Annotated in this window: 14 protein-coding genes and 1 pseudogene; 6 read left to right on the top strand and 9 right to left on the bottom strand. The window is 21.9% G+C overall.

Annotated elements, in window-relative coordinates:
* Positions 1 to 94 precede the first annotated feature (94 nt).
* The 3 genes from rpsA (at position 95) to tpiA (ending at position 3,042) form a co-directional block, all read left to right on the top strand.
* Complete coding sequence (gene rpsA / locus RJX12_RS01235) at positions 95 to 1,777, top strand: 30S ribosomal protein S1 (protein WP_343191959.1); 1,683 nt, start codon at positions 95 to 97, stop codon at positions 1,775 to 1,777.
* 60 nt (positions 1,778 to 1,837) lie between these two features.
* The gene (locus tag RJX12_RS01230; RefSeq protein WP_343192387.1) at positions 1,838 to 2,134 is read left to right on the top strand and encodes an HU family DNA-binding protein; all 297 of its coding nucleotides are present in this window, start codon (positions 1,838 to 1,840) and stop codon (positions 2,132 to 2,134) included.
* A gap of 140 nt (positions 2,135 to 2,274) precedes the next feature.
* Positions 2,275 to 3,042 (top strand): triose-phosphate isomerase, encoded by a 768-nt coding sequence (gene tpiA / locus RJX12_RS01225; protein WP_343191958.1) that lies wholly within the window; start codon positions 2,275 to 2,277, stop codon positions 3,040 to 3,042.
* Between the two features lie 85 nt (positions 3,043 to 3,127).
* Here tpiA and pfkA read toward each other — a convergent pair whose 3' ends face one another.
* From pfkA to phrB, 6 genes and pseudogenes are all read right to left on the bottom strand, one after another.
* The gene (gene pfkA / locus RJX12_RS01220) at positions 3,128 to 4,090 is read right to left on the bottom strand and encodes a 6-phosphofructokinase (RefSeq protein WP_343191957.1); all 963 of its coding nucleotides are present in this window, start codon (positions 4,088 to 4,090) and stop codon (positions 3,128 to 3,130) included.
* Between the two features lie 45 nt (positions 4,091 to 4,135).
* A complete protein-coding gene (gene gpmA / locus RJX12_RS01215) occupies positions 4,136 to 4,834 on the bottom strand; it encodes a 2,3-diphosphoglycerate-dependent phosphoglycerate mutase (protein WP_343191956.1) in 699 nt (232 codons plus the stop codon).
* Between the two features lie 766 nt (positions 4,835 to 5,600).
* Positions 5,601 to 6,809 (bottom strand): dihydrolipoyllysine-residue succinyltransferase, encoded by a 1,209-nt coding sequence (sucB, locus tag RJX12_RS01210; protein WP_343191955.1) that lies wholly within the window; start codon positions 6,807 to 6,809, stop codon positions 5,601 to 5,603.
* 13 nt (positions 6,810 to 6,822) lie between these two features.
* Positions 6,823 to 9,608: pseudogene (locus RJX12_RS01205) on the bottom strand (2-oxoglutarate dehydrogenase E1 component).
* A gap of 281 nt (positions 9,609 to 9,889) precedes the next feature.
* Complete coding sequence (locus RJX12_RS01200) at positions 9,890 to 10,633, bottom strand: Nif3-like dinuclear metal center hexameric protein (RefSeq protein WP_343191954.1); 744 nt, start codon at positions 10,631 to 10,633, stop codon at positions 9,890 to 9,892.
* 14 nt (positions 10,634 to 10,647) lie between these two features.
* The gene (gene phrB / locus RJX12_RS01195; protein WP_343191953.1) at positions 10,648 to 12,069 is read right to left on the bottom strand and encodes a deoxyribodipyrimidine photo-lyase; all 1,422 of its coding nucleotides are present in this window, start codon (positions 12,067 to 12,069) and stop codon (positions 10,648 to 10,650) included.
* A gap of 365 nt (positions 12,070 to 12,434) precedes the next feature.
* On the opposite strand from phrB, the gene fldA reads away from it, so the two are divergent.
* Positions 12,435 to 12,962, top strand: a complete 528-nt coding sequence (gene fldA / locus RJX12_RS01190; protein WP_343191951.1) for a flavodoxin FldA — start codon at positions 12,435 to 12,437, stop codon at positions 12,960 to 12,962.
* A 118-nt stretch (positions 12,963 to 13,080) separates the two neighbouring features.
* Here the strand turns inward: fldA and gap are convergent, their stop codons facing one another.
* Positions 13,081 to 14,076 carry a type I glyceraldehyde-3-phosphate dehydrogenase gene (gene gap / locus RJX12_RS01185; protein ID WP_343191950.1) on the bottom strand — a complete coding sequence of 332 codons (996 nt, stop codon included), beginning with the start codon at positions 14,074 to 14,076 and terminating at the stop codon, positions 13,081 to 13,083.
* A 793-nt stretch (positions 14,077 to 14,869) separates the two neighbouring features.
* On the opposite strand from gap, the gene mfd reads away from it, so the two are divergent.
* A complete protein-coding gene (gene mfd, locus RJX12_RS01180) occupies positions 14,870 to 16,963 on the top strand; it encodes a transcription-repair coupling factor (RefSeq protein WP_343191949.1) in 2,094 nt (697 codons plus the stop codon).
* A 208-nt stretch (positions 16,964 to 17,171) separates the two neighbouring features.
* Complete coding sequence (locus RJX12_RS01175) at positions 17,172 to 18,167, top strand: beta-propeller fold lactonase family protein (RefSeq protein ID WP_343191948.1); 996 nt, start codon at positions 17,172 to 17,174, stop codon at positions 18,165 to 18,167.
* A gap of 2,339 nt (positions 18,168 to 20,506) precedes the next feature.
* Here the strand turns inward: RJX12_RS01175 and glyA are convergent.
* Positions 20,507 to 21,760, bottom strand: coding sequence for a serine hydroxymethyltransferase (glyA, locus tag RJX12_RS01170; RefSeq protein ID WP_343191947.1), 1,254 nt, complete (start codon positions 21,758 to 21,760; stop codon positions 20,507 to 20,509).
* Positions 21,761 to 22,125: 365 nt separating this feature from the next.
* Positions 22,126 to 23,418: a histidine--tRNA ligase gene (hisS, locus tag RJX12_RS01165; protein ID WP_343191946.1), complete on the bottom strand. Its 1,293-nt coding sequence runs from the start codon at positions 23,416 to 23,418 to the stop codon at positions 22,126 to 22,128.
* Positions 23,419 to 23,539: the final 121 nt, after the last annotated feature.

The raw sequence follows: 23,539 nt of genomic DNA, 5'->3' as shown, positions 1-23,539 counted from the left end.
TATATTATGATAAAGGATAATCATAATACATATTAAATAACATTAATTTATTAGGATATTAAATTAGCGTTGATAAAGAAGTAACATTATTGACATGACTGAATCTTTTATTGAATTATTTACTGAATCTCTCAAACAGATTAAAACAAAACCAGGTTCTATTATACCTGGAAAAGTTATTGCAATAGAAAAGGATTTTATATTAGTTGATGCTGGATTAAAATCTGAATCAGCAATTCCTTTAGAACAATTTAAAAATTCTAAAGGAGAATTGGAAATAAACTTAGGAGATATGGTAGATGTTGCTTTGGATGCAATAGAAGATGGTTTTGGTGAAACGATTTTATCACGTGACAAAGCAAAACGTCACGAAGCATGGATTCTTCTAGAAAAAGCACATGAAAAATCTACTACTGTACTAGGAGTAATTAATGGAAAAGTAAAAGGCGGTTTCACTGTTGAATTAAATGAAATCCGTGCTTTTCTTCCAGGTTCATTAGTAGACATAAGACCAATTCGTGAAACTTTGCATTTAGAAGGTAAGGTATTAGAGTTTAAAGTGATAAAATTAGATCAAAAAAGAAATAATGTAGTAGTTTCTCGAAGAGCTGTTATTGAATCAGAAAATAGTGCTGAACGTGATATTTTATTAAAAAAACTACAAGAAGGTATGAATGTAAAAGGAATAATAAAGAATCTAACTGATTATGGTGCTTTTGTAGATTTAGGGGGTGTTGATGGATTATTACATATTACAGATATGGCATGGAAACGAGTCAAGCATCCAAACGAAATAGTTAATATTGGTGATGAAATTTATGTAAAGATTTTAAAATTTGATCGTGAACGGACTAGAGTATCTTTGGGTTTAAAACAATTAGGAGAAGATCCATGGATTGCTATTTCTAAAAGATACCCAACGAAAATTAAAATTACTGGAAGAGTGACAAATTTAACAGATTATGGATGTTTTGTTGAAATTGAAGAAGGAGTTGAAGGATTAGTTCATGTATCAGAAATGGATTGGACTAATAAAAATATTCATCCATCTAAAGTGGTTAATGTCAATGATACAGTTGACGTTATGATATTAGATATAGATGAAGATCGTAGAAGAGTGTCATTAGGTTTGAAACAATGCAAAATTAATCCTTGGAAAGAATTTGCAGAAAAATATAAAAAAGGACATAAAGTAGTAGGAAAAATTAAGTCTATAACAGATTTTGGTATTTTTATTGGTTTATCAGGAGGGATTGATGGATTAGTACATTTATCTGATATTTCTTGGGATAAATTAGGAGAAGAAGCAGTCAAAAAATATAAGAAAAATGATGACATTTCTGCTATAGTATTACAAGTAGATGCAGATAGAGAAAGAATATCACTGGGTATTAAGCAATTATCAGAAGATCCTTTTAATATTTATATATCAAAAAATAAAAAAGGATCATTAGTTACAGGAATAATAAAAAAATATGATATTAATGGTATAAAAATCAAATTGTCAGAAGGTATTGAAGGATTTTGTAAAAATTCTGATATAACATATATGACTAATAATGGGGTAAAAAAAGAGTTAAAATTAAATATCGGAGATTTAGTGGAAGCTAAAATTATTAATATTGATAGAAAAAATAGACTTATATATTTAATAATATCAATTAATGAACCAGTTAAAGTTAAAGAATCTATATTGAGTGATGTAAATACAACAGAAGATAAACAGTTTTCTAATACTATGGTTGAAGCATTTAAAGCAGCTCAAAATGTAGAATAATTATTTAGATATATTACCCATAATTTGTTAAACTTCTAGTTTGTTATTATTTTAAATAAAATATTTACTAGAGGTTTTATGACTACATCGGAATTAATAAAAAAAATTTCTAAAATTATTCATTATATTCCTAAAAAAATTATTAAAACAGCTATAAAAGAAATTTTAGAACATATAGTTTTTTCTTTAAAAAAAGGTAAAAAAGTAGATATTAGAGGATTTGGTTGTTTTTTTATAAATTATAGATCTACTAGAACAGGAAGAAATCCTAAAACAGGTAACCTATTAATGTTAGAAGAAAAATATGTACCTTTTTTTAGAGCTGGAAAGAGATTACGTAATCGAATAAATTTATAATTATTTTAAATTACGTTATAAATAATGAATTATTTATTTTTATATTAAACAACTAAGTTTCTTTTATTCATTATAGATATTAACTTAGTTGTTTTATATTACAGATTATATCATAATAATCAAGAGATAATATTTATACTATGAGAAAAAAAATTATTATAGCTAATTGGAAATTAAACGGTAATAAAAAATCTATTATTAAGTTTTTAACATTATTAAATCAATTTTATTTTAATAAAGAAGAAGAATTAAATACGTTAGTAGTAATGGCATTTCCAATTATGTATATACATTTAGCTAATTCTATTATTAATCAAAAAAATATTTTTATGTGCGCTCAAAATGTGGATGTTAATTTGTATGGTTCCTTTACAGGAGAAATTTCTGTTAACATGTTGCAAGATATTGGAGTACGTTATGTTATAATAGGACATTCAGAACGTCGTATGTATCATAAAGAAAATAATAATATAATTGCTAAAAAATTTAAATTAGTTAAAGATGCTAATTTAATTCCTATATTATGTATTGGTGAAAACGAAAAAGAAAAAAAATTAGGACAAACGCAGTTAGTGTGTCAAAAACAATTAAATGATATTTTAAATTTATTAGGATCTCAGGCATTTGAAAATTCTATTATTGCGTATGAACCAATTTGGTCTATTGGTACCGGTCAGGTTGCTTCTCTTAACTATATTCAAACAGTCCATAATTTTATAAAAAATTATATTAATCAGCATAATAATATTAACTGGAAAAATACGTTTGTACAGTATGGAGGATCCGTTGATGAAAATAATATATATTCATTGATATCACAACCTGATGTAGATGGAGTTTTAATAGGAGGAGCTTCCTTAGATTATAAACGTTTTTCTAAAATTATTAATATAATTAAAAATTATTAAAAATATTATCTTTATTTTTTCAAGAAATATTTTTTAATTTTTTTTATTTTAATAAATATAAAGTTTTTAAGAGAAATATAATTTATTAAGCAAGATTATTAGCAACATTGAACCAATCTTGTTTAAAAGAACGTTTCATATTTTTTAGTGCATAATGAATATCATTATGTACCAAATTTTCATTTTTTAAACCTATACAGCGACCTTGACATCCTTGTAACAATAATTCTATTGAATATGCCCCCATTCTAGATGCTAATATTCTATCATAAGCTACAGGTGATCCTCCTCTTTGTATGTGACCCAAAATAGTCGCTCTTGTTTCTTTTTTTGTTCCATGTTCGATATATTTTGCTAGTTCTTTTACATCACAAATATGTTCTGTTATAATTATTATTGCATGTTTTTTCCCTAATTTTATATTATTTTTAATGGTATATAACAACTCTTTTTTATTATATGTAACTTCTGGTAGTATAATAACGTCACATCCTCCAGCAATAGCAGAAGATAATGTTAAATCTCCACAATATCTACCCATAACTTCTATAATAGAAATACGTTGATGTGATAAAGATGTATCACGTAATCTATCAATTGCGTCTACAATAGTTTGTAATGCTGTGAAATATCCTATTGTATAATCTGTGCCTACAACATCGTTATCAATAGTACCTGGTAAACTAATACATGGTAATCCCATTTCTGTTAGTAATTTTGCTCCAATGTATGAACCATCACCACCAATCACTATTAAACTATCAATCCCTTGTTTTGTTAAATTATTAACAGCTATTTTTCTAATTTTTTTATTTTTGAATTTAGGAAACCTAGCTGATCCTAAAAATGTTCCTCCTTTATTAATAATATTTGATACACTATATTGATTTAATTCATGAATGCGATTTTCATATAAACCTAAAAATCCATTAAATATACCAAATATTTTTAGTTCTTTTTTTAAACCCATTTTAACAATACTTCTAATAGCTGCGTTCATACCAGGAGCATCCCCCCCGCTAGTTAGTACTCCTATTTTTTTTATCATGTTACTTCCATTTTTTATTTATTAAAAAAATTTATATTTTTTCAGTTAAATATCTTTTAAATAAAAATATTTAATTGGAACAAATTTTTTGTTAAATTCATATATTATTGGTGTTCCTGTAGGTATATCTAATTTTACTATATCGTTGTTATTAATTTTATTTAAATATTTTATTAAAGCACGTAATGAATTTCCATGGGCAACAATAATAATTTTTTTATTTTTTTTAAAATTAGGTAAAATATCTATTTTCCAATAATCGACTACTCTATTAATCGTTGACTCCAAACTTTCAGACATTGGTAATTTATCTATTTCTACATTACTATAACGTATATCATTTCCTGGACAACGTATATCAGAGGGAGTGAGTTTAGGTGGAGTTTCATCAAAACTTCTTCTCCATTTTTGTACTTGTTCTGCTCCATATTCTTTTATTGTATCTAATTTGTTTAATCCTTGTAAAGCACCATAGTGTCTTTCATTTAAATTCCAAGATTTTTTTACAGGAATCCAAGAACGATCTAAATATTTTAAAATATACCATAATGTGTGAATTGATCTTTTAAGCATTGATGTATATGCTAAATCAACTGTAATTTTATTTAATAACAGAAGTTTTGCAGCATCTATAGCTTCTTTTTTTCCATTCTTTGATAAATCTATATCTGTCCAACCAGTAAATTTATTTAATCGATTCCATTCACTTTCACCATGTCTAATTAAAATTAATTTATGATTCATTAGTATTATGCCATATATTTTTTATTATGTTATTAGTTTAATTTATTATTATTTGTAAGATAAATAGTGAAAATAGTTCTTGAATATGTATATATATTAATATATGTAATAATTTTAAATTTATAAAAAATACATACAGTTTGTAATTATTTATATAATACACTTATTATGTGTTTATATATATATAAAATAAATTTGTTACATTATAAAATAATAATCTAAGATAATTCGATTAATATTAACTATTTTTATGATCAACATAATGTAATATATAATTTATATAATGTTTTAATAATAATATTAAATATCAAATTAAAAATCATTATTGAAAATATAACAATTAATTATTTTAGATAACCTTATTTATAAAATTTTATTTAAATAATATTATTTTAAAAGTATATAAAATATTTAATTAATTACATTTTTCTATTTAAGTTAAAATCATTCATGTTGAATTTAATAAACTATAAACATAAAAATATTATGAAATAAATAATTATTAAAGACAATTTTTTTTGTTTATTAAAGTTATTAAAGTTATAAAATTAACTTTAAACAAAAAAGTTATATTTTTTATTATATATAAGTTTTATTTAATATATTAGCAAAAAATAATTATATAATATATAATTCTATTTTAATAATAGACAAGAGTTATTAGTAGTCATTAAGAATATGAGTATAATGTTTTATAACAGGTGGTGCTAAGATTTAACATAGCACCATAATATGTAATATTTATTATTTGTATAAATATAATCAATTATATGTCCAATATGATACGATTAAAATCTTCTAATATGTTTTTAACAACCAATAAAAAACTAATAGCTTCTTTTCCATCTATAATACGGTGGTCATAAGATAAAGCAATATACATCATAGGACGTATACATACTTCATTATTTATAGCAATAGGTCGATCATGAATATTATGTATACCTAATATTGCTGTTTGAGGTGGATTAATAATAGGGGTTGATAATAATGAACCGAATACACCTCCATTCGTAATAGTAAAGTTTCCTCCAATTAAATCTGATATACTTAATTGAGATAATTTTGCTTTTGTAGCAAATTTTTTAATTTTTTTTTCAATATCAGCCATACTCATTAAATTAGCATTTCTTATAACTGGTGTTACTAAACCTTTAGGAGTAGAAATAGCAACGTTAATGTCAAAATAGTTATAATATATAATATCTTCATTATCAACTGAAGTATTAATTTCTGGAATACGTTTTAATCCTTCCACAACAGCTTTTACATAAAAAGACATTAATCCAAGTTTAATACTATGTCTTTCTTGAAAAGATTGTCCATATTTTTTTCTTAATTTTACAATTTGTTGCATATTAACTTCATTAAAAGTAGTTAACATAGCTGTATTACGTTTTACATGTACTAATCTATCAGCTATGCATTTTCTTATATGTGTCATTTTAATTCTAGTTTTATTTCTTTGTAGCAAATGTTTTGTTTGTTGCTGATTATTTATATTTTTTTCATGAGTATTATTTGTTTGATCAAGAGTTTTTTCAATATCTTGTTTAGTAATTCTATGATTTATACCAGTACCTTGAATATTATCTGTTTTCATATTGTTGGATGATAATAAACGTCTGACTGTTGGGCTAAAATTATTGTTTACATTTCTTTGTAACATATTTTGACTAATATCATTAATAATTTTTTCTGATTTTTTTTCAGGATTGTTGTGAGTATTATTTGCAACAGTAGTCATAGTTCCTAAAATTTGTTGAGAATTTACTATATTTCCCGTTTTTTCTAATATTGAATATAATATACCATCAGATATAGCAGGTACTTCAAGTATAATTTTATCAGTTTCTATTTCTACTAAAATTTCATCTTTTTTAATAAAATCACCTATTTTTTTGTGCCATACAATAATTGTTGCTGTCTTGACAGATTCTGGTAAATTTGGAGTTAGAATATTTACACTGTTCATTTTTTTATCCTTTTTATGAATATATATTTAACGCATCATTTATTATTTTTTGTTGCTGTTTTTTATGAGAGTGTAAATTTCCTACAGCTGGTGAAGCAGACGCTTTTCTTCCGATATATTTTAAAGATGAATTTATAGCTAATATATTACGAAAGTAATGTTGAACATAATTCCATGCTCCTTGATTAATTGGTTCTTCTTGACACCATATAAAATCAGATATATGAGAATATTTTTTTAATATTTGTAATATTAATGATTTAGGAAATGGATACAATTGTTCAAGACGTAAAATTACAACATATTTTTTTTTAATTTCTCGACGTTTCTCTAATAAATCGTAATATATTTTTCCTGAACAAAATATAATACGCTTTAATTCTGACATCTCTATGTCATCTATTTCATCTATAATTTCTGTAAATTTTCCATTTATAATATTTTCGAAACTAGAAAAAGTTAAAGGGTTTCGTAAATTTGATTTTGGAGACATAATAATTAATGGTGTTTTATTAATTTGAAATGCTTGTCTACGTAATAGGTGATATATTTGTGCTGCTGTAGTAGGTATACATATTTGTATATTGTTTTCTGCGGACAATTGTAGATAACGTTCTAATCGAGCTGAAGAATGTTCAGGACCTTGACCTTCATATCCATGTGGTAATAACATTACTAACCCACATTTATAACCCCATTTTTGTTCACCTGAACTTATAAATTGATCTATGACGACCTGAGCTACATTCGAAAAATCACCAAATTGAGCTTCCCATACTGTTAACATGGAATTATTAGTGGTTGAATAACCATATTCAAAAGCTAAGACTGATTCTTCTGATAGTACAGAATCCCAAATATAAAATTTTCCTTTTTTATTTTGGATATGTTGTATAGGTATATATATAGACCCATTTTTTTGATCGTGAATTATTGCATGACGATGAAAAAATGTACCACGACTAATATCTTCTCCAGAAAGACGGCATGAAATACCTTGACTAACTAAAGTAGCATATGCTAAATTTTCTGCAGCTCCCCAATCCCATGGAATTTTATTAAGAGCCATATTGTATCTATTATCATAAATTTTTTTTACTAAAGGATGTACATTAATTTCATGTGGAATTGTATTAATTTCACTAGCAATTTTTTTAATTTTTTTAAAATCAATTAGTTGTTGAGTACAAGTAATATTATTATAAATTTCGTTTGTATTATCATAATACATTTTTGTTTTTGTGGAATATTCATATTCCTTTTCTAATTTATTTTTATTTCTACTTTTTATTTTTTCTATGTAGTCTGGCATAACTATTTTGTTCATGACCAAATAGTCATTATAAACTTTTGGAACAGGAGTATGTTTTTTAATTTTTTGATAAAGAATAGGTTGTGTAACTGAAGGATCATCAACTTCATTATGGCCATGTCTTCTGTAACAAACAAAATCTATAAATACATCTTTTTTAAATAAAAAACGAAAATTTAAAGCCATTTTTATTATTAGTATAGCACATTCTGGATAGTCAGCATTTACATGAAATATAGGAGAATCAATCATTTTAGCTATATCAGTACAATAACGACTTGATTGTAAATATTTTTTTTGAGAAGTGGTAAAACCAATTTGATTATTAATGACTATATGTATAGTACCACCTACTTCATAACCCTGAACTTGTGACATATTTAATGTCTCTTGAACTATACCTTGTCCCGTAATAGCGGCGTCTCCATGAATAATAATTGGTAATATTTTATTGGAATTTTTTATCTCCATAAGATCTATATGGGCGCGTGCAGAACCAATAACTACTGAATTTATGATTTCTAAATGAGAAGGGTTACATTTTAATATAATATCAATTATATTATTATTAACATTTATTGTATTTTGATAACCTAAATGATATTTAACATCTCCGCTTTTGTTTTTATCATAATATAGATTAGAAAATTCTTTAAATAAATATCGTTCTTTTTTCCCAAATATATTAACTAATACGTTTAATCTACCACGATGAGCCATTGAACATATTATTTTAGAAACATTTAGATTCCCTGCATAGTACATTGCTTCATGTAACATAGGAATTAGAGTTTCAGCACCTTCTAAAGAAAATCGTTTAGTACCTGGAAATTTATTGGATATAAATTTTTCTAATTCTTCTGCATATGTTAATAAATTTAATATATGCATTTTATTTTCTGTATTGAAATGTTCTTTATAAATTGAACATTCTATATAATTTTGTAACCATTTTTTTTCTTTACTATTTGTAATATGCATATATTCAAATCCAATATAATTACAATATATGTTTTGAAATTTGTTCCGTATATTTTTTATAGATTTGGAATTATTACACATTTTTAATACAGTAGAAATATCTTCATTACTTGATATTATATTATTAGAATAATTAAAATTTTTATTAAAATTAGTAATTTTTTCGTTTATATTAACATTTAATGGATCTAATTTAGCAAATATATGTCCATATTTACGAAAAAAATTAATTAATTTTGATAGTTTTTCTTGAGTATGATATGTTTGATTTACTTTTTCATTATTATCAGTAATATATTTTGTGTCATAAGAATTATTACTGGAGTAATATACATAATCATTTTTTTTTTTTTATTACAAATATCTAAAAAAAAATTTTTCCATAATATATCAACGGAGTTAGGATTAGATAAAAATAAATTATATATATGTTCTATATAATTTTCATTATCTTTTGATAAACATGAAACATTAATTAAAGGAATTAATATATTTTTATAATTCATGTCACTCTCTTAATTTTTTGTATGATAATATTTATACAAATGATATTATGATTAATTAAATTATAATTTATATTTATAATGTAATGTATAAATATGAAGAAATTAAATGATTTTTTATGTTAATAAATATTGATTACAGTTAATTACATTATATTATTTAAGTTTATTTATGATATTATTATGTTTTTAATAATATAGCTACATGTATATTATTTATATAATTAACTATAATTATACATTATTTATTTAAAAATAAGCATAACTTAAAATTTTTATTATGATTAAATAGGATTATTAATATCAACAAACGTTATATTTAAATTATATTTTTTAGTTAACCAGTCGCCTAATGCTATTATTCCATCTCTTTCGCTAGCATAATGCCCTATTGCATAAAAATGTAAATTATTTTCTCTAGCCATGTAAATTGTTTCTTCTGATATTTCTCCAGTCAAAAAAGCATCTAATTTTGATAAATTAATATCTTTCATAAAACCTTGTCCTTTTCCACTGCACCAAGCTAATTTAGAAATATTACAGTTTTTCTCAGAGCGTTCATGAAAAGGAACTCGATTGTAATGTTTTATTATTTCATCTGATAATTCTTTTCCAGATAAATTATTTTTTAATGTACCCCATGGTACATAAGGTAACAAATGTCCTTGAATAGTAATATTTAACTTTTTTGCTATTTGTGCATTGTTACCAATTTCAGGATGTGCATCTAAAGGTAAATGCCAACTGTATAAATTAATATTATGTAACATAAGAGTTTTTAATCTTTTTTTTTGTATTCCTGTAATAACCTGTTTTGTTTTATTCCAAAAACACCCATGATGTACAATAATTGCTGAAGCTTTTAATTCGATAGCTTTGTTAAGTAATTCTTGACATATACTTACGCCAGAAACAATTTTTTTTATATTTTTAGCACCTTCTATTTGTAATCCATTTGGCGAAAAATCATCAAATTGATGACTATTTAATTTTATATTAATAATGTTTTCTAAATCAAAATTATTCATTAAATTATCACTTTTTAAAAACTACGTTTTGCTGAAAGAATAGTAAACAAGAATTTTTTTTTTGTTACGTTATAATCAATTATTGGAATAGGATAATTAATTTTTTTTCCTGTTTTATAAGACCAATTATAAGGTATAGAAATATCAGATGGTGGTACTTTACGTAATTCAGGTAAATATTTTTTTATATATAATCCTTGACTATCAAATTTTTTAATTTGATTAATTGGATTAAATATTTGAAAATATGGCATGCTATTAATTCCTACAGAAGCGATCCATTGCCAATTACCATTATTTATAGCTAAATCTCCATCAATTAATTTTGATATAAAATATTTTTCTCCAATCCTCCAATCTATTAAAAGATTTTTTACTAAAAAACAAGCACAAATCATTCGTATTCTATTATGAATCCAACCGTATTCTTTTAATTGTCTCATTCCAGCATCAATTATTGGATAACCAGTTTTTCCATTTTTCCAAGCTAACAAATGATTTTCATTACTATTCCATTTTATTTTTTTTTCAAAATTTAATAAAGATTCATATTTACTTAATTGAGGATTATTAATTAATAAATATTTATAAAACTCACGCCATAATAATTCATTAAACCATCTACATTGATATTTTTTTTTTGATGTAAACATTGTTTTTTTAAATAGAAAATACAAACATTGTCGAGGTGATAAAACTCCGATAGATAAACAGACAGATAATAAACTGGTAGTATTGAGATAAGGAATATTATAAGTTAATTCATAATTTTCTATGTTTTTTTCAATAAAAAAAATTAATTGATTTAAAGCCTGTTCTTCTCCAATAGGATATATTTTAGTTTGAATTTTTTCACGTTTATAAGTAAATGGTATTTTTTTTTTAGTATATTTTATACTATTTCTTATATTAGGTTTAGGCCAACATTTAAGAGAAGTTTCTTTTAATTGATTAATTATATTTTTTTTAAAAAAATAAAAACATTGATATATTTTTCCATTTTTAGTACAGATTTTATCTGGAGGTAATATAACACTATCATGAAATCTATGTATCAAAATATTTTCTTTATTTAGTAATTGAGTTATAGATACATCTCTTTTTTTTTCATTAATTTCATATTCATAATTATAAAACATATCAGTTATTTTATTTTTTTTACAAAATTGTATTATAAATTGAATAGATGTTGCAAAATTCATTGATTCATGTATATCAAGAGGAATACCTAATGAAAGCATATTTTTTTTTAATTCTAATAAATTTTTATAAATATATTCTGATTTTTTAAATGACATGTCATGTTTTTGCCATTGAGAAGGAGTAGAAATAAAAATTGATAGTACTTTGATTAATGGATCTTTACAACAAAAATGTAATGCGGTATTATCATGTATACGTAAATCATTACGAAACCACATAAGATGTATTTTCATATATTTTGCCAATAAAATATAAATTGTATTTTATATTTGTATATGTAATAAAAATGGAGATAATTGAATTATTCATATCTATTTTAACATTTTAATTAATTTATCTATATATTATTATAATAAACTAACATATTTAAAAAAATTACGTTTAATATCTATTATTTAAAATACGTTATAGTTTTATTATATAAAATATACTAATAATATATATTTAATTTAATTATTATAAATAAATATATTTTCTTATAATAAAAAAATATTTTATGATACATCACATTGAAAATTTTTTATCTGTTATTTTCATAAAAAATATTATTTGATTATATTATATAAATATATAATACATTACTTTGAAAGGAGAATAAATGAAAAAAATTGGTATTTTTTTTGGAAGCGATACTGGAAATACAGAAAAAATTGCAAAATTAATTCACAAATTCATTGGAATTAATTTATGCAAATTATATGACATTGAATATGTTACAAAAAAAGATTTAGAAGTGTGTGATGTATTAATATTAGGTATTCCAACATGGTATTATGGTGAATTACAGTGTGATTGGGATAATTTTTTACCGATATTTAAAACAATAGATTTTAACAATAAAATTATTGCTTTATTTGGATGTGGAGATCAAAGTGATTATACGGAATATTTTTGTGATGCAATTGGAATTATTTATAATATAGTTAAATCTAAAGGAGCAAAAATTATTGGGCAATGGCCTATTAAAGGGTATACATTTGAATCATCTAAGGCAGTAAAAAATAGTGAATTTTTTTATGGTTTAGTTATAGATGAAGATAGACAACCTGAAAAAAGTGAAAAAAGAACAAAAATATGGGTAAATCAAATAAAAAATGAGTTATTTATGTCAAACAATATTTCATAAAGTAATATATTTTTTAAAAATAATATTTATTAAAATATTTTGTTTTCATTTCAGCATTAAAAAAAATAAAATAAAATTTTATTTTTTTTAATGTTTAACAGTATATAAAATTATTATTTTAGGAAGCAATTAGAGATGTTAAATCTAAAACTTTACTAGAATAACCAGATTCATTATCATACCAAGCAATTATTTTAAAGAACGTTCTATTTAGAGATAGACCTGCTTGTGCATCAAATATGGATGTTAAAGTAGTACCATTAAAATCTGTAGATACTACAGCATCTTCTGTATAACCTACAATATTTTTCATATGATTTTTTGATGCATACTTAATAATTTCACAAATATCAGTATATTCAGCTGATTTTTTTTGTTTAAATGTAAGATCTACAACTGACACATTAGGAGTTGGAATTCTAAATGCCATACCAGTTATTTTACCATTTAATTCAGGTAATACTTTACTGACAGCTAATGCTGCTCCTGTAGAAGAAGGAATGATATTTTGTAATGCTCCTCTACCTCCTCTCCAATCTTTATGAGATACTCCATCTACTGTTTTCTGAGTTGCAGTAGTTGCATGTACTGTAGTCATTAATGCTTCAATAATAGTAAACTCATCGTTTATTAGTTTTACTAAAGGGGCTAAACAATTAGTTGTACAAGAGGCATTAGATACAATTTTTTGCCCAGAATAAGTATGAAAATTAGCACCATTAACAAACATAGGCGTATTATCTTTTGATGGACCAGTAATTACTACTTTTTTTGCACCAGCAATAATATGCGCATAAGCACTTTCTGTAGTTAAAAAAATTCCAGTAGATTCAATTACAACATCTATATTTAATTCTTTCCACATTATTTTTTTTGGATCTTTTTCAGATGAAATATATATATTTTTTTTATTTACAATCAATGTATTATTATTGATCGAAATATTTTGATTAAATTTTCCATGCGTTGAATCATATTTCAATAAATAAGCAATATATTTAGTATCAATTAAATCGTTGATTGCAACAATGTCTATATCAGAACGTGATTGAGCCATTCTAAATACCATACGGCCTATACGACCAAACCCATTTATTCCTACTCTAATAGTCATTTTTTTTGCCAATATTTTAAATTTTATATAAACAATATTATTTCAACAATTGAAGTTAATTGTTATACAATGTTCGTGATGATATCTATTATTATATATTAAGTATATTTATGTATTATATCTAATTTAATTATTCTTGTTTTTTAAAACATTTAACTATATGAATATTTTATAAAAACTTAAATAAATTTAATATTATAACTTTATTAAACATATGTTTTAATATATTGCTCAGTACTTGATTTATTTTTTATAACTTTTTATATTTTATATAGACAATATATGTATTATGTTATTTTTATCAGTAAAAATTACTAAAATACATAAATTATATATCTATAGTATAAATATTTATATTTATACACTGTTATTTACTTAAAATAAAGCAACAAAAAAAATTAATTTTTTTTTACTTTATGAAAAATACTGTTTTATCAAAGTCAAGAAATGTATAATATCTATTAAAAATTATTACTTTAAATAAATATTGTTAATAATATAAAAAATATTTTTCTATATCCTATAATATTATATCATAGTACATAAAAAATACACAAGTAAAACTAATAAAATAAAATATAATTAATATAATTATATTTTATATCATATTACAAAAATTATAAAAATATTTAAATTATTAAGTTTAATATTACCATTATAAAAATAAACATTTAAATATATATCTAATATAAAAATAAAAAAAAATAATATAGATAAAAAATATTTATGTATAATTATATGTATATCAATATAATATGTTATATAACTATAATATGTAAAAAACAACATAAAAATGTTACACTATAATAATAATTTTTTTGAAGTTAAAAAAAATAATTTTAACACATATTTTAATAATCTATCTGAACTTAAAAAAGATCAAATAGTGGTACATTTTACACATGGAATTGGTCGATATAAAGGATTAAAAGTGATCGAAATTACTGGTGTAAAAAATGAATATTTAATATTGGAATATGCCAATAAAGCAAAATTGTATGTACCAGTTACTTATTTATATTTGATTAGTCGTTATACAAATTTTTCACAAAAAAATATATCTTTAAATAAGTTAGGATCTGATAGCTGGAATAAAGTCAAAAAAAAAGCTATTAAAAAAATAAATGATGTAGCTACTATGTTATTAGATACATATTCTAGCAGAATAGCAAAAAAAGGATTTGCTTTTCATTTAGATAAAAATAAATATAATTTATTTTGTAAAGACTGTCCTTTTGAAATTACTTCTGACCAAAGTAATGCAATTAATTCAGTATTATGCGATATGAAAAAATCAGTTCCTATGGATAGAATTATATGTGGAGATGTTGGATTTGGAAAAACCGAAGTAGCAATGAGAGCAGCTTTTTTAGCTGTTAGTAACAATAAACAAGTCGTTGTATTAGTACCTACAACTCTTTTAGCTCAACAACATTATAATAGCTTTAAAAAACGGTTTTCTAACTTTTCTTATAAAATTGAAATTTTATCTAGATTATGTAGTAACAAAAAACAATCTGTTAGTATTAAAAGTGTACATGATAGTACAGTAAATATATTAATTGGAACTCATTTGTTATTATTTAAAAAAATTAGATGGAATAATTTAGGTTTATTGATTATTGATGAAGAGCATAGATTTGGTGTTCAACAAAAAGAATATATTAAATCTATGTTTTTAAATATAGATATTATAACACTAACGGCCACACCAATTCCACGTACATTAAATATGGGTATGAGTGGTATTAGAGATATGTCAATTATTTCTACTCCACCAGAAAAGAGATTAACAGTAAAAACTTTTATTCGAGAATATAATGACTCATTAATTAAAAGAGTAATTATTAAAGAAATATTAAGAGGAGGTCAAGTTTTTTACTTATGTAATGAAGTAAAAAAAATTAAAAATACAGCAAAAAAAATATGTACATTAGTACCAGAAGTAAAAATAGATATTGGACATGGTCAAATGAGTACACATGAATTAAAAAAAGTTATGTTAAATTTTACTCAAAATAAAATTAACGTTCTTGTTTGTACAGCAATTATTGAAACAGGAATTGACATACCTAATGTTAATACAATTATTGTTGAAAAAGCAGATCGTTTTGGTTTAGCCCAATTGCATCAATTACGTGGTAGAGTAGGTAGATCATACCATCAAGCATACGCTTGGCTTCTAGTATCTAATTACGAAAAAATAACACCAGAAGCAAAAAAAAGATTTGAAGCAATAATATCATTAAAAGATTTTGGATCTGGACTAACTTTATCTATGCAAGATCTTGAAATTAGAGGTATAGGTGAAATTTTAGGAATTGAGCAAAGTGGCCATGTAAACAATATTGGCATTACTTTATATACAGAATTATTAAATCAAGCTGTTATTAACATAAAAAATAATAATATTCTATCTTTAGAAGAAATTCTGAATAATCAACCAGAAATAGAATTATCTGTTACAGCGTTAATTCCTGAGTCATATATTAATAGTATGAATATTAGACTTGATTATTACAAAAAAATTTCTAGTGTTCAAGATTTAAAAGAATTAGTTGATTTAAAATATGAGTTAATTTATCAATTTGGATCTATACCCCAAGAAATACATAATTTGATTACTGTTTCTAAAATACGTATTTTATCTAAAAAAATAGGAATTAATTATATAAAATCTAATAAATTAAATAGTATTATTGATTTTTGTCAAATTAATTCTATTAACATTGAATATTTATTAGTAATTTTAAAAAAAGAATTAATAGAATGGAAATTTAATACAGTAAATCAATTAAAATTGAAACATAAAATTATAAATTGTAATTCTAGAATAACATGGATATTAAATTTTTTGGAAAAAATAAACCATCAAAATAATTCTTAATTTTTTTAAAAAATATAAATTATATTAATAATAATAAAGGTTTAATTTTTACTACATAATATTATAAAAAAATATATTTTTTTATTATTAAAACAAGTTAATTATAAAATTAACGTTGATGAATTAAAATTCTATAAACTATTTTACATGAAGTAAATATTTAAATAATTTAGATAACTTTACATGCAAAGTATATTATTGAGGAAATATGAATAATATTTTATATTTATCTACACCAGGTAGTAAGCAAATAGAAGTTTTCAGTATTGGTGTTGATTTCTCTTTAGAACAAATTCAAGTAATAAATACTGATGGAGAAGTTCAACCTATACATACAACTGAAAATTTTCTTTATGCAGGAATTAGACCGAATTGTCGTATAATAACATATAAAATAAAAAAAAATGGGCTATTAAATAAAATAGGAGAATCTCCGATACCTGGTAGTCCTAATTATTTATCTATAGATAGAGAAAATAAATTTATATTTTGTGCATCATATAAATCTAATTGCCTTAGTGTTAGTTCAATAAATGAATTTGGTATACCTAATAAACCAATACAAGTGTTATATAATATTGCAGGATGCCATTATTGTGATATCGATTATGATAATAAAATTTTATTTGTTACCTCTTTAAAAAACGATTGTATTTATTTATATCGTGTACAGAATAATGGATTATTAATAAAAAATAAACAATTTATTTTAAATGTAAACAAAGGATATGGACCGCGTCATATGGTATTTCATCCTAATAAAAAATATGTATATAGTATTAATGAATTAAATAGTACCATAGATGTATGGAGATTAATTAATGAAGATAATAAACTAATACAATCTATTCAAAATATTGATGTTATATCAAAAAAATATTTCAATCAATTTTGGGCTGCTGATATACATATACATCCATCTGGATTATATATATATGCATCTGATCGCATTGCTAATGTAATATCAATATTTCAAATTAATTCTAACAATCATCACTTAAAAAAAATTGCTGATTATACTACAGAACATCAGCCTAGATCATTTAGTATTAGTAAAGATGGTACATTTTTAATTGTGGCTGGTGAAATATCTAATAGTATAACACTTTATAAAATAAAAAAAAATGCACATCATATTATTGAACATATAAAAATAGGTGTAGGAAAAAGACCAATATGGGTTCATTTACATAAATTATTATAATATTAAATTAATTTAACATAAAATTATAGATTAATTAATCAAGATAAATAAAATACTTAAAACTGTTTACCATTTAAGAAAAAATAATTTGCATTCATTATATTTAAATTTTATTTTAATAAATATAAAATAATTTTTTTTATGTAACAAAAATATTTTATGATACATGATATAATAAAATTATGAGCATATAAATTACGTTCAATAAAGTAATATATTTATATTTTTTAATAAAAATTATTTTATGATTGTTTTTATTTTATTAATTTATAGATATAATCTAATATTATATATAATTTTATTTATTAAAAATGATTTAAAAATAAAATTAAAAGATATTTAACTATTTTTTAAAATAAATTTTTTATATTTAATATTTACAATATATAGTATATATAAAAATAAAAAATTAATTTAAAGTAGATAAAATATTAGAATAGCGTAAAAGAAATAATTTATTTTATCAGGCTTTTTATGGGTATTACTTAGAATAATGTACACTGTCAAGTATACTATATTTTTAAAATATTAAAAAAAACAAATCAATAGATATGTAAAAATATATAACCTTAAGTTGATTAAATAAAACATAAACAAATAAATTAACTACATCAATATTTTAGACGTATATGGATACTAATTAATATAGTTTTCTAATTTATTTTATAAGTAATATTTTTATTAATGATACTTATAGGAATAATTTAAATATATTCATAATTTAAATTCATTAGAGTGAACTATATTTCTATAGACATTATTTACTTGCAATAATAAATTAAATATAGAATAGAATTTTTTTTAATGACGTTAGTTCACTTATCTATCTTTCCTAATGGTTTATACTGATTAATATACTTGTAAATATTTAATATACATCTTTGAAAAATAAAAAAATAATTAATACGTTTAATTTAATATAAATACATCAGTATAACTTATTTATTGATACTGTATTTATAATACATATCTTTACTTTTTTGATTACAAAAAATATAAATGAATAAACATAAATCTTATGTATGTTATATAATCTAATTTATTTCTTTATCATTTTAAGTGGTTAGTACTGGCAGTTTATAAATAGCATAAAAATATTAATCAATTTAGTAATTTAGGTATTTTTTTTAGAAAAATAAAATAAATTAAAATTATGATTTTATATTAGTAAATATAATTTAAAATTGTTTGATAATTATTAAAAAAGTTATATTATTAACTATCTAATAAAATGTTTTTTATAAACAGTTGATTTATTATATTTTAAAATATATTATCAATTAATATAATAGTATAATTCCATTATAAAATATAAGTATTATTAGAAGTATTGATACGAGATATAATTTAGTTTAATTATTTAATTAATTAAATTTTTTTATGAATTTATATATATATATTTTTATTGATTCATCATTATATGTTTAAAATAAATTTAAAAAATAAATGTTTTATATATATATATATAATTTTTAATTTAATTAAATATATTTTATGTAGTAAAATTAATTCATATTTTTATGTAAATATGTAATTTACTAATATTTAAAAAATTAGTTAAAAACTGTTTAATTTTATTTTAAAATGTATTTAAAATAATTAATCTATACACATACAGATAAATAATGTATTATTTATTCGAGTTATTTAATAGTATATATACTATTTAATATAGTTAATTAATTTTTTAATAATATTTTTATAAGTATATATAAAATATGTATATAAAATTTAAAAAATAGATTTATTTTTTTATAATATTATTATATATTACGATTAATTATTAAATTAAAATTAATAAATCATATAAATTAAATTAATTATTAATTTAATAGCATTACGGTAAAAATTTTTTATCATTGATAGTTTTATCATATATAATTATTTTGTTTTATTAAATAATAAAAAGTAGAATATTCATACAATTTATTATATTTTAGATCAACATAAATATATTGCCAATTTTAATATTTTACATAAAAGAAAATAAATAAATTGATTACATTAACTTTATCTTTAATATTACTCAATGCATGTTTAATAAGTGCTTATTTTTAATGTACATATTTAAACACATAATATTGAGTCATTTTTTATTAAAAATTATTAATAAATAAAAAACAAGGATTGTTTTAAAATAAGCTGTTTTTACTTATTATTTTTTAAAATTATTTAAACTAAATAATATAGGTAAAATATATTGTTTAATAAGTTTTAAAATTCTTGATTCCATCAAAATATTATATATGTTGATGGAATCAAAAATATTATATAACTAATTAAAATTTAATATTTATCTATTATTAAATATTTACAGTATGACTTTATATTTTAGTAAATTATAAATACACTGGAAATTTTTTACATAATTTTATAACATTATTTTTTATATGATTCATATTTTCTTGACTATTTATTTTATTTAATACATCTATAATAAAATGTGATACACTAATAACTTCTTTTTCTTGCAATCCACGACGAGTAATAGCTGGAGTACCTATTCTAATTCCAGATGTAATAAAAGGATTTTTAGTATCATAAGGTATACTATTTTTATTAACAGTAATATTAACTTTTCCTAAAGCTATTTCAGCATCTTTACCTGTTATATTTTTATCAGTTAAATCTAATAAAAAAAGATGATTATGTGTACCGTTAGATAGTACTTTATATTTACTTGAAATGAATACATTTACCATACATTGTGCATTTCTTAATACTTGTATTTGATATTTTTTAAAATTAGGTTCCATAGCTTCTTTAAATGCTATCGCTTTAGCTGCAATAACATGCATTAAAGGACCTCCTTGAACACCTGGAAAAACTGAAGCATCTATTTTACGAAATAGATCTTTATTATCGTGTCGTATTAAAATTAATCCTCCTCTTGGACCAGCTAATGTTTTATGTGTTGTAGATGTAACTACATGAGCAAAAGATAATGGATCTGGATACAAACCAGTAGCTACTAAACCAGCAACATGTGCTATATCTACTAAAAAAAATGCGTTAATACTATCTGCTATATAACGCATTCTTTCCCAATCACATAAACCTGAATAAGCCGAAAATCCTCCTACAATTATTTTCGGATTATATAATTTTGCTAATTTTTCTATGTTTTTATAATCAATTATTCCATTATCATCCACTCCATATGTAATAGATTTGTATATTTTACCAGAAAAATTTATATTTGCTCCATGGGTCAAATGACCCCCATGAGATAATTTCATACCTAATATTAAATCACCTGGATTTAATAGTGCATTATATACTGCAAAATTTGCTTGAGATCCAGAATGAGGTTGTACATTAGCATAATTTACATTAAATAATTTTTTAGCTCTATTAATTGCTATAGTTTCTATGTTATCAACATATTCACATCCACCGTAATATCTTTTCTGAGGATATCCTTCTGCATATTTATTAGTTAATTGAGAACCTTGAGCAGACATTACTTGATCACTAACATAATTCTCCGAAGCAATTAATTCAAGATGATTTTGTTGTCGTATTTTTTCTTGATTTATGATATTCCATATTTCATTATCATATTGTTTAACATTTAATATGTTATTGAACACTTTTTTATTTCCTATTTTTTATTAAATATCTAATTTAATTTGCAATAAATTATATTTAATCTTTTTATAAAAAATATAAATATTGATAATATAACATCATATATTTAAGATATAATTTTTATAGTTATTTAACAATAGGAACAGTATAAATAATCATTATTTTATATTTAAAATAATTTACACATATTATTTATTAAATAAATGTAAATATAATGAAGTGTTATTTCAATTTATATTAAAAAATATTATTATATAATAATAGATATATTATAGTCTAATAACTATATAGTATAACAATACATAACTAAATTAAGAATTTAATAAACATTTGTATAATCAATATACTATTATTATAAATATAAATTTTATAGATAATCACAATTTTTCTGTGATAATAAATAAGAAAGTTCTTTTACTAAATTAAATTGTAGAATCTCTTTTTGAATTTTATTTCTTAGATCTTTTATAATAATAGTATTTTTTTCTTGTTCATCTGGTCCTAATAATAAAACTACTTTTGAATGATATTTATTAGCTAGTTGAAATTGTCTTTTTAAACTACCATTATAATAATTAATAATTATTTTGAACATAGGGAAACTATTATGTAAAATTTCTCCTATTTTTATAATATTTAATTTATTACATTCGTTAAATACAACTAGATATATATCTATATAACAGGACATCATTGAAGATGACATTTCTTTAATTAATAAAATTAATCGTTCCATTCCGATAGCACATCCAATAGCAGGTGTTTTTGGTCCTCCTAAAGTTTCTATTAATTTATCGTAACGACCTCCAGCACAGATAGTATCTTGAGTCCCTAATTTATTAGTCTTCCATTCAAATACAATATCATTATAATAATCTAAACCACGAATTAAATTATTGTTTATTGTATATTCAATACCCATTTCTAACATAAAATTGCATATATTTTTAAAATAAATCATAGAATTTTTATCAATATAATTTATCAATAAAGGACCTTTTTTTAACAAAAGTTGTATAGATTTATTTTTAGTATCTAAAATTCTTAATGGATTAATATATAAACGACGCTTTGAATCAATATCTAATAGTAATTGATTATTTTCTAAAAATGTTATTAAATCTTTTTTATATACTTCTCTTGATTTAGTAGAACCAATAGAATTAATTTCTAATCTTAAATATTTATCAATACCTAATTTTTTCCAACATCTTGAAATAAGTAAAATTAATTCTATGTCTATATAAGGACCTTTAAATCCAAATACCTCTAATCCCATTTGATAAAATTGTCGATATCTTCCTTTTTGTGGACGTTCATATCTAAACATTGGACCAAAATACCATAATTTTTGAAATTGATCATTTAATAAACCATTATTAATATTAGCTCGAGCACATCCGACAGTACCTTCTGGTCGTAATGTTACATTATGTTTACTACGATCTTTAAATGAATACATTTCTTTTTCTATAACATCTGTATCATTTCCTATGGTACGATAAAATAATTCTGTATATTCTATTATAGGTAAACGAATCTCATGATAACCATAACTTGATAATATTTTTTTTATAATTGATTCTACATAATTCCAATGTTTTATTTCTTTTGGAAGATAGTCGTGCATGCCTCTAATAGACTGATATTTATTAATCATTAAAATTTCTCTTATATTTTTTTAATAATTAAAGGTACGTAATTATAAAATACAAAAAAATTATTTTATTTAAATATGTGATTTTATCATAATAAAAAATGTGTCTCAATAATATTAATTA

It is taken from the genome of Buchnera aphidicola (Formosaphis micheliae) (assembly GCF_039403185.1).
Taxonomy (GTDB): Bacteria; Pseudomonadota; Gammaproteobacteria; order Enterobacterales; family Enterobacteriaceae; genus Buchnera_C; species Buchnera_C aphidicola_B.
Note: the sequence above shows the minus strand (reverse complement) of the source record. Positions and strands in the feature narration are given on the sequence as shown.

Coding starts and splice junctions, on each gene's coding strand:
- rpsA (WP_343191959.1), top strand. CDS start 95: ATGACTGAATCTTTTATTGAATTATTTACTGAATCTCTCAAACAGATT.
- tpiA (WP_343191958.1), top strand. CDS start 2,275: ATGAGAAAAAAAATTATTATAGCTAATTGGAAATTAAACGGTAATAAA.
- pfkA (WP_343191957.1), bottom strand. CDS start 4,090: ATGATAAAAAAAATAGGAGTACTAACTAGCGGGGGGGATGCTCCTGGT.
- gpmA (WP_343191956.1), bottom strand. CDS start 4,834: ATGAATCATAAATTAATTTTAATTAGACATGGTGAAAGTGAATGGAAT.
- sucB (WP_343191955.1), bottom strand. CDS start 6,809: ATGAACAGTGTAAATATTCTAACTCCAAATTTACCAGAATCTGTCAAG.
- RJX12_RS01200 (WP_343191954.1), bottom strand. CDS start 10,633: ATGAATAATTTTGATTTAGAAAACATTATTAATATAAAATTAAATAGT.
- phrB (WP_343191953.1), bottom strand. CDS start 12,069: ATGAAAATACATCTTATGTGGTTTCGTAATGATTTACGTATACATGAT.
- fldA (WP_343191951.1), top strand. CDS start 12,435: ATGAAAAAAATTGGTATTTTTTTTGGAAGCGATACTGGAAATACAGAA.
- gap (WP_343191950.1), bottom strand. CDS start 14,076: ATGACTATTAGAGTAGGAATAAATGGGTTTGGTCGTATAGGCCGTATG.
- mfd (WP_343191949.1), top strand. CDS start 14,870: ATGTTACACTATAATAATAATTTTTTTGAAGTTAAAAAAAATAATTTT.
- RJX12_RS01175 (WP_343191948.1), top strand. CDS start 17,172: ATGAATAATATTTTATATTTATCTACACCAGGTAGTAAGCAAATAGAA.
- hisS (WP_343191946.1), bottom strand. CDS start 23,418: ATGATTAATAAATATCAGTCTATTAGAGGCATGCACGACTATCTTCCA.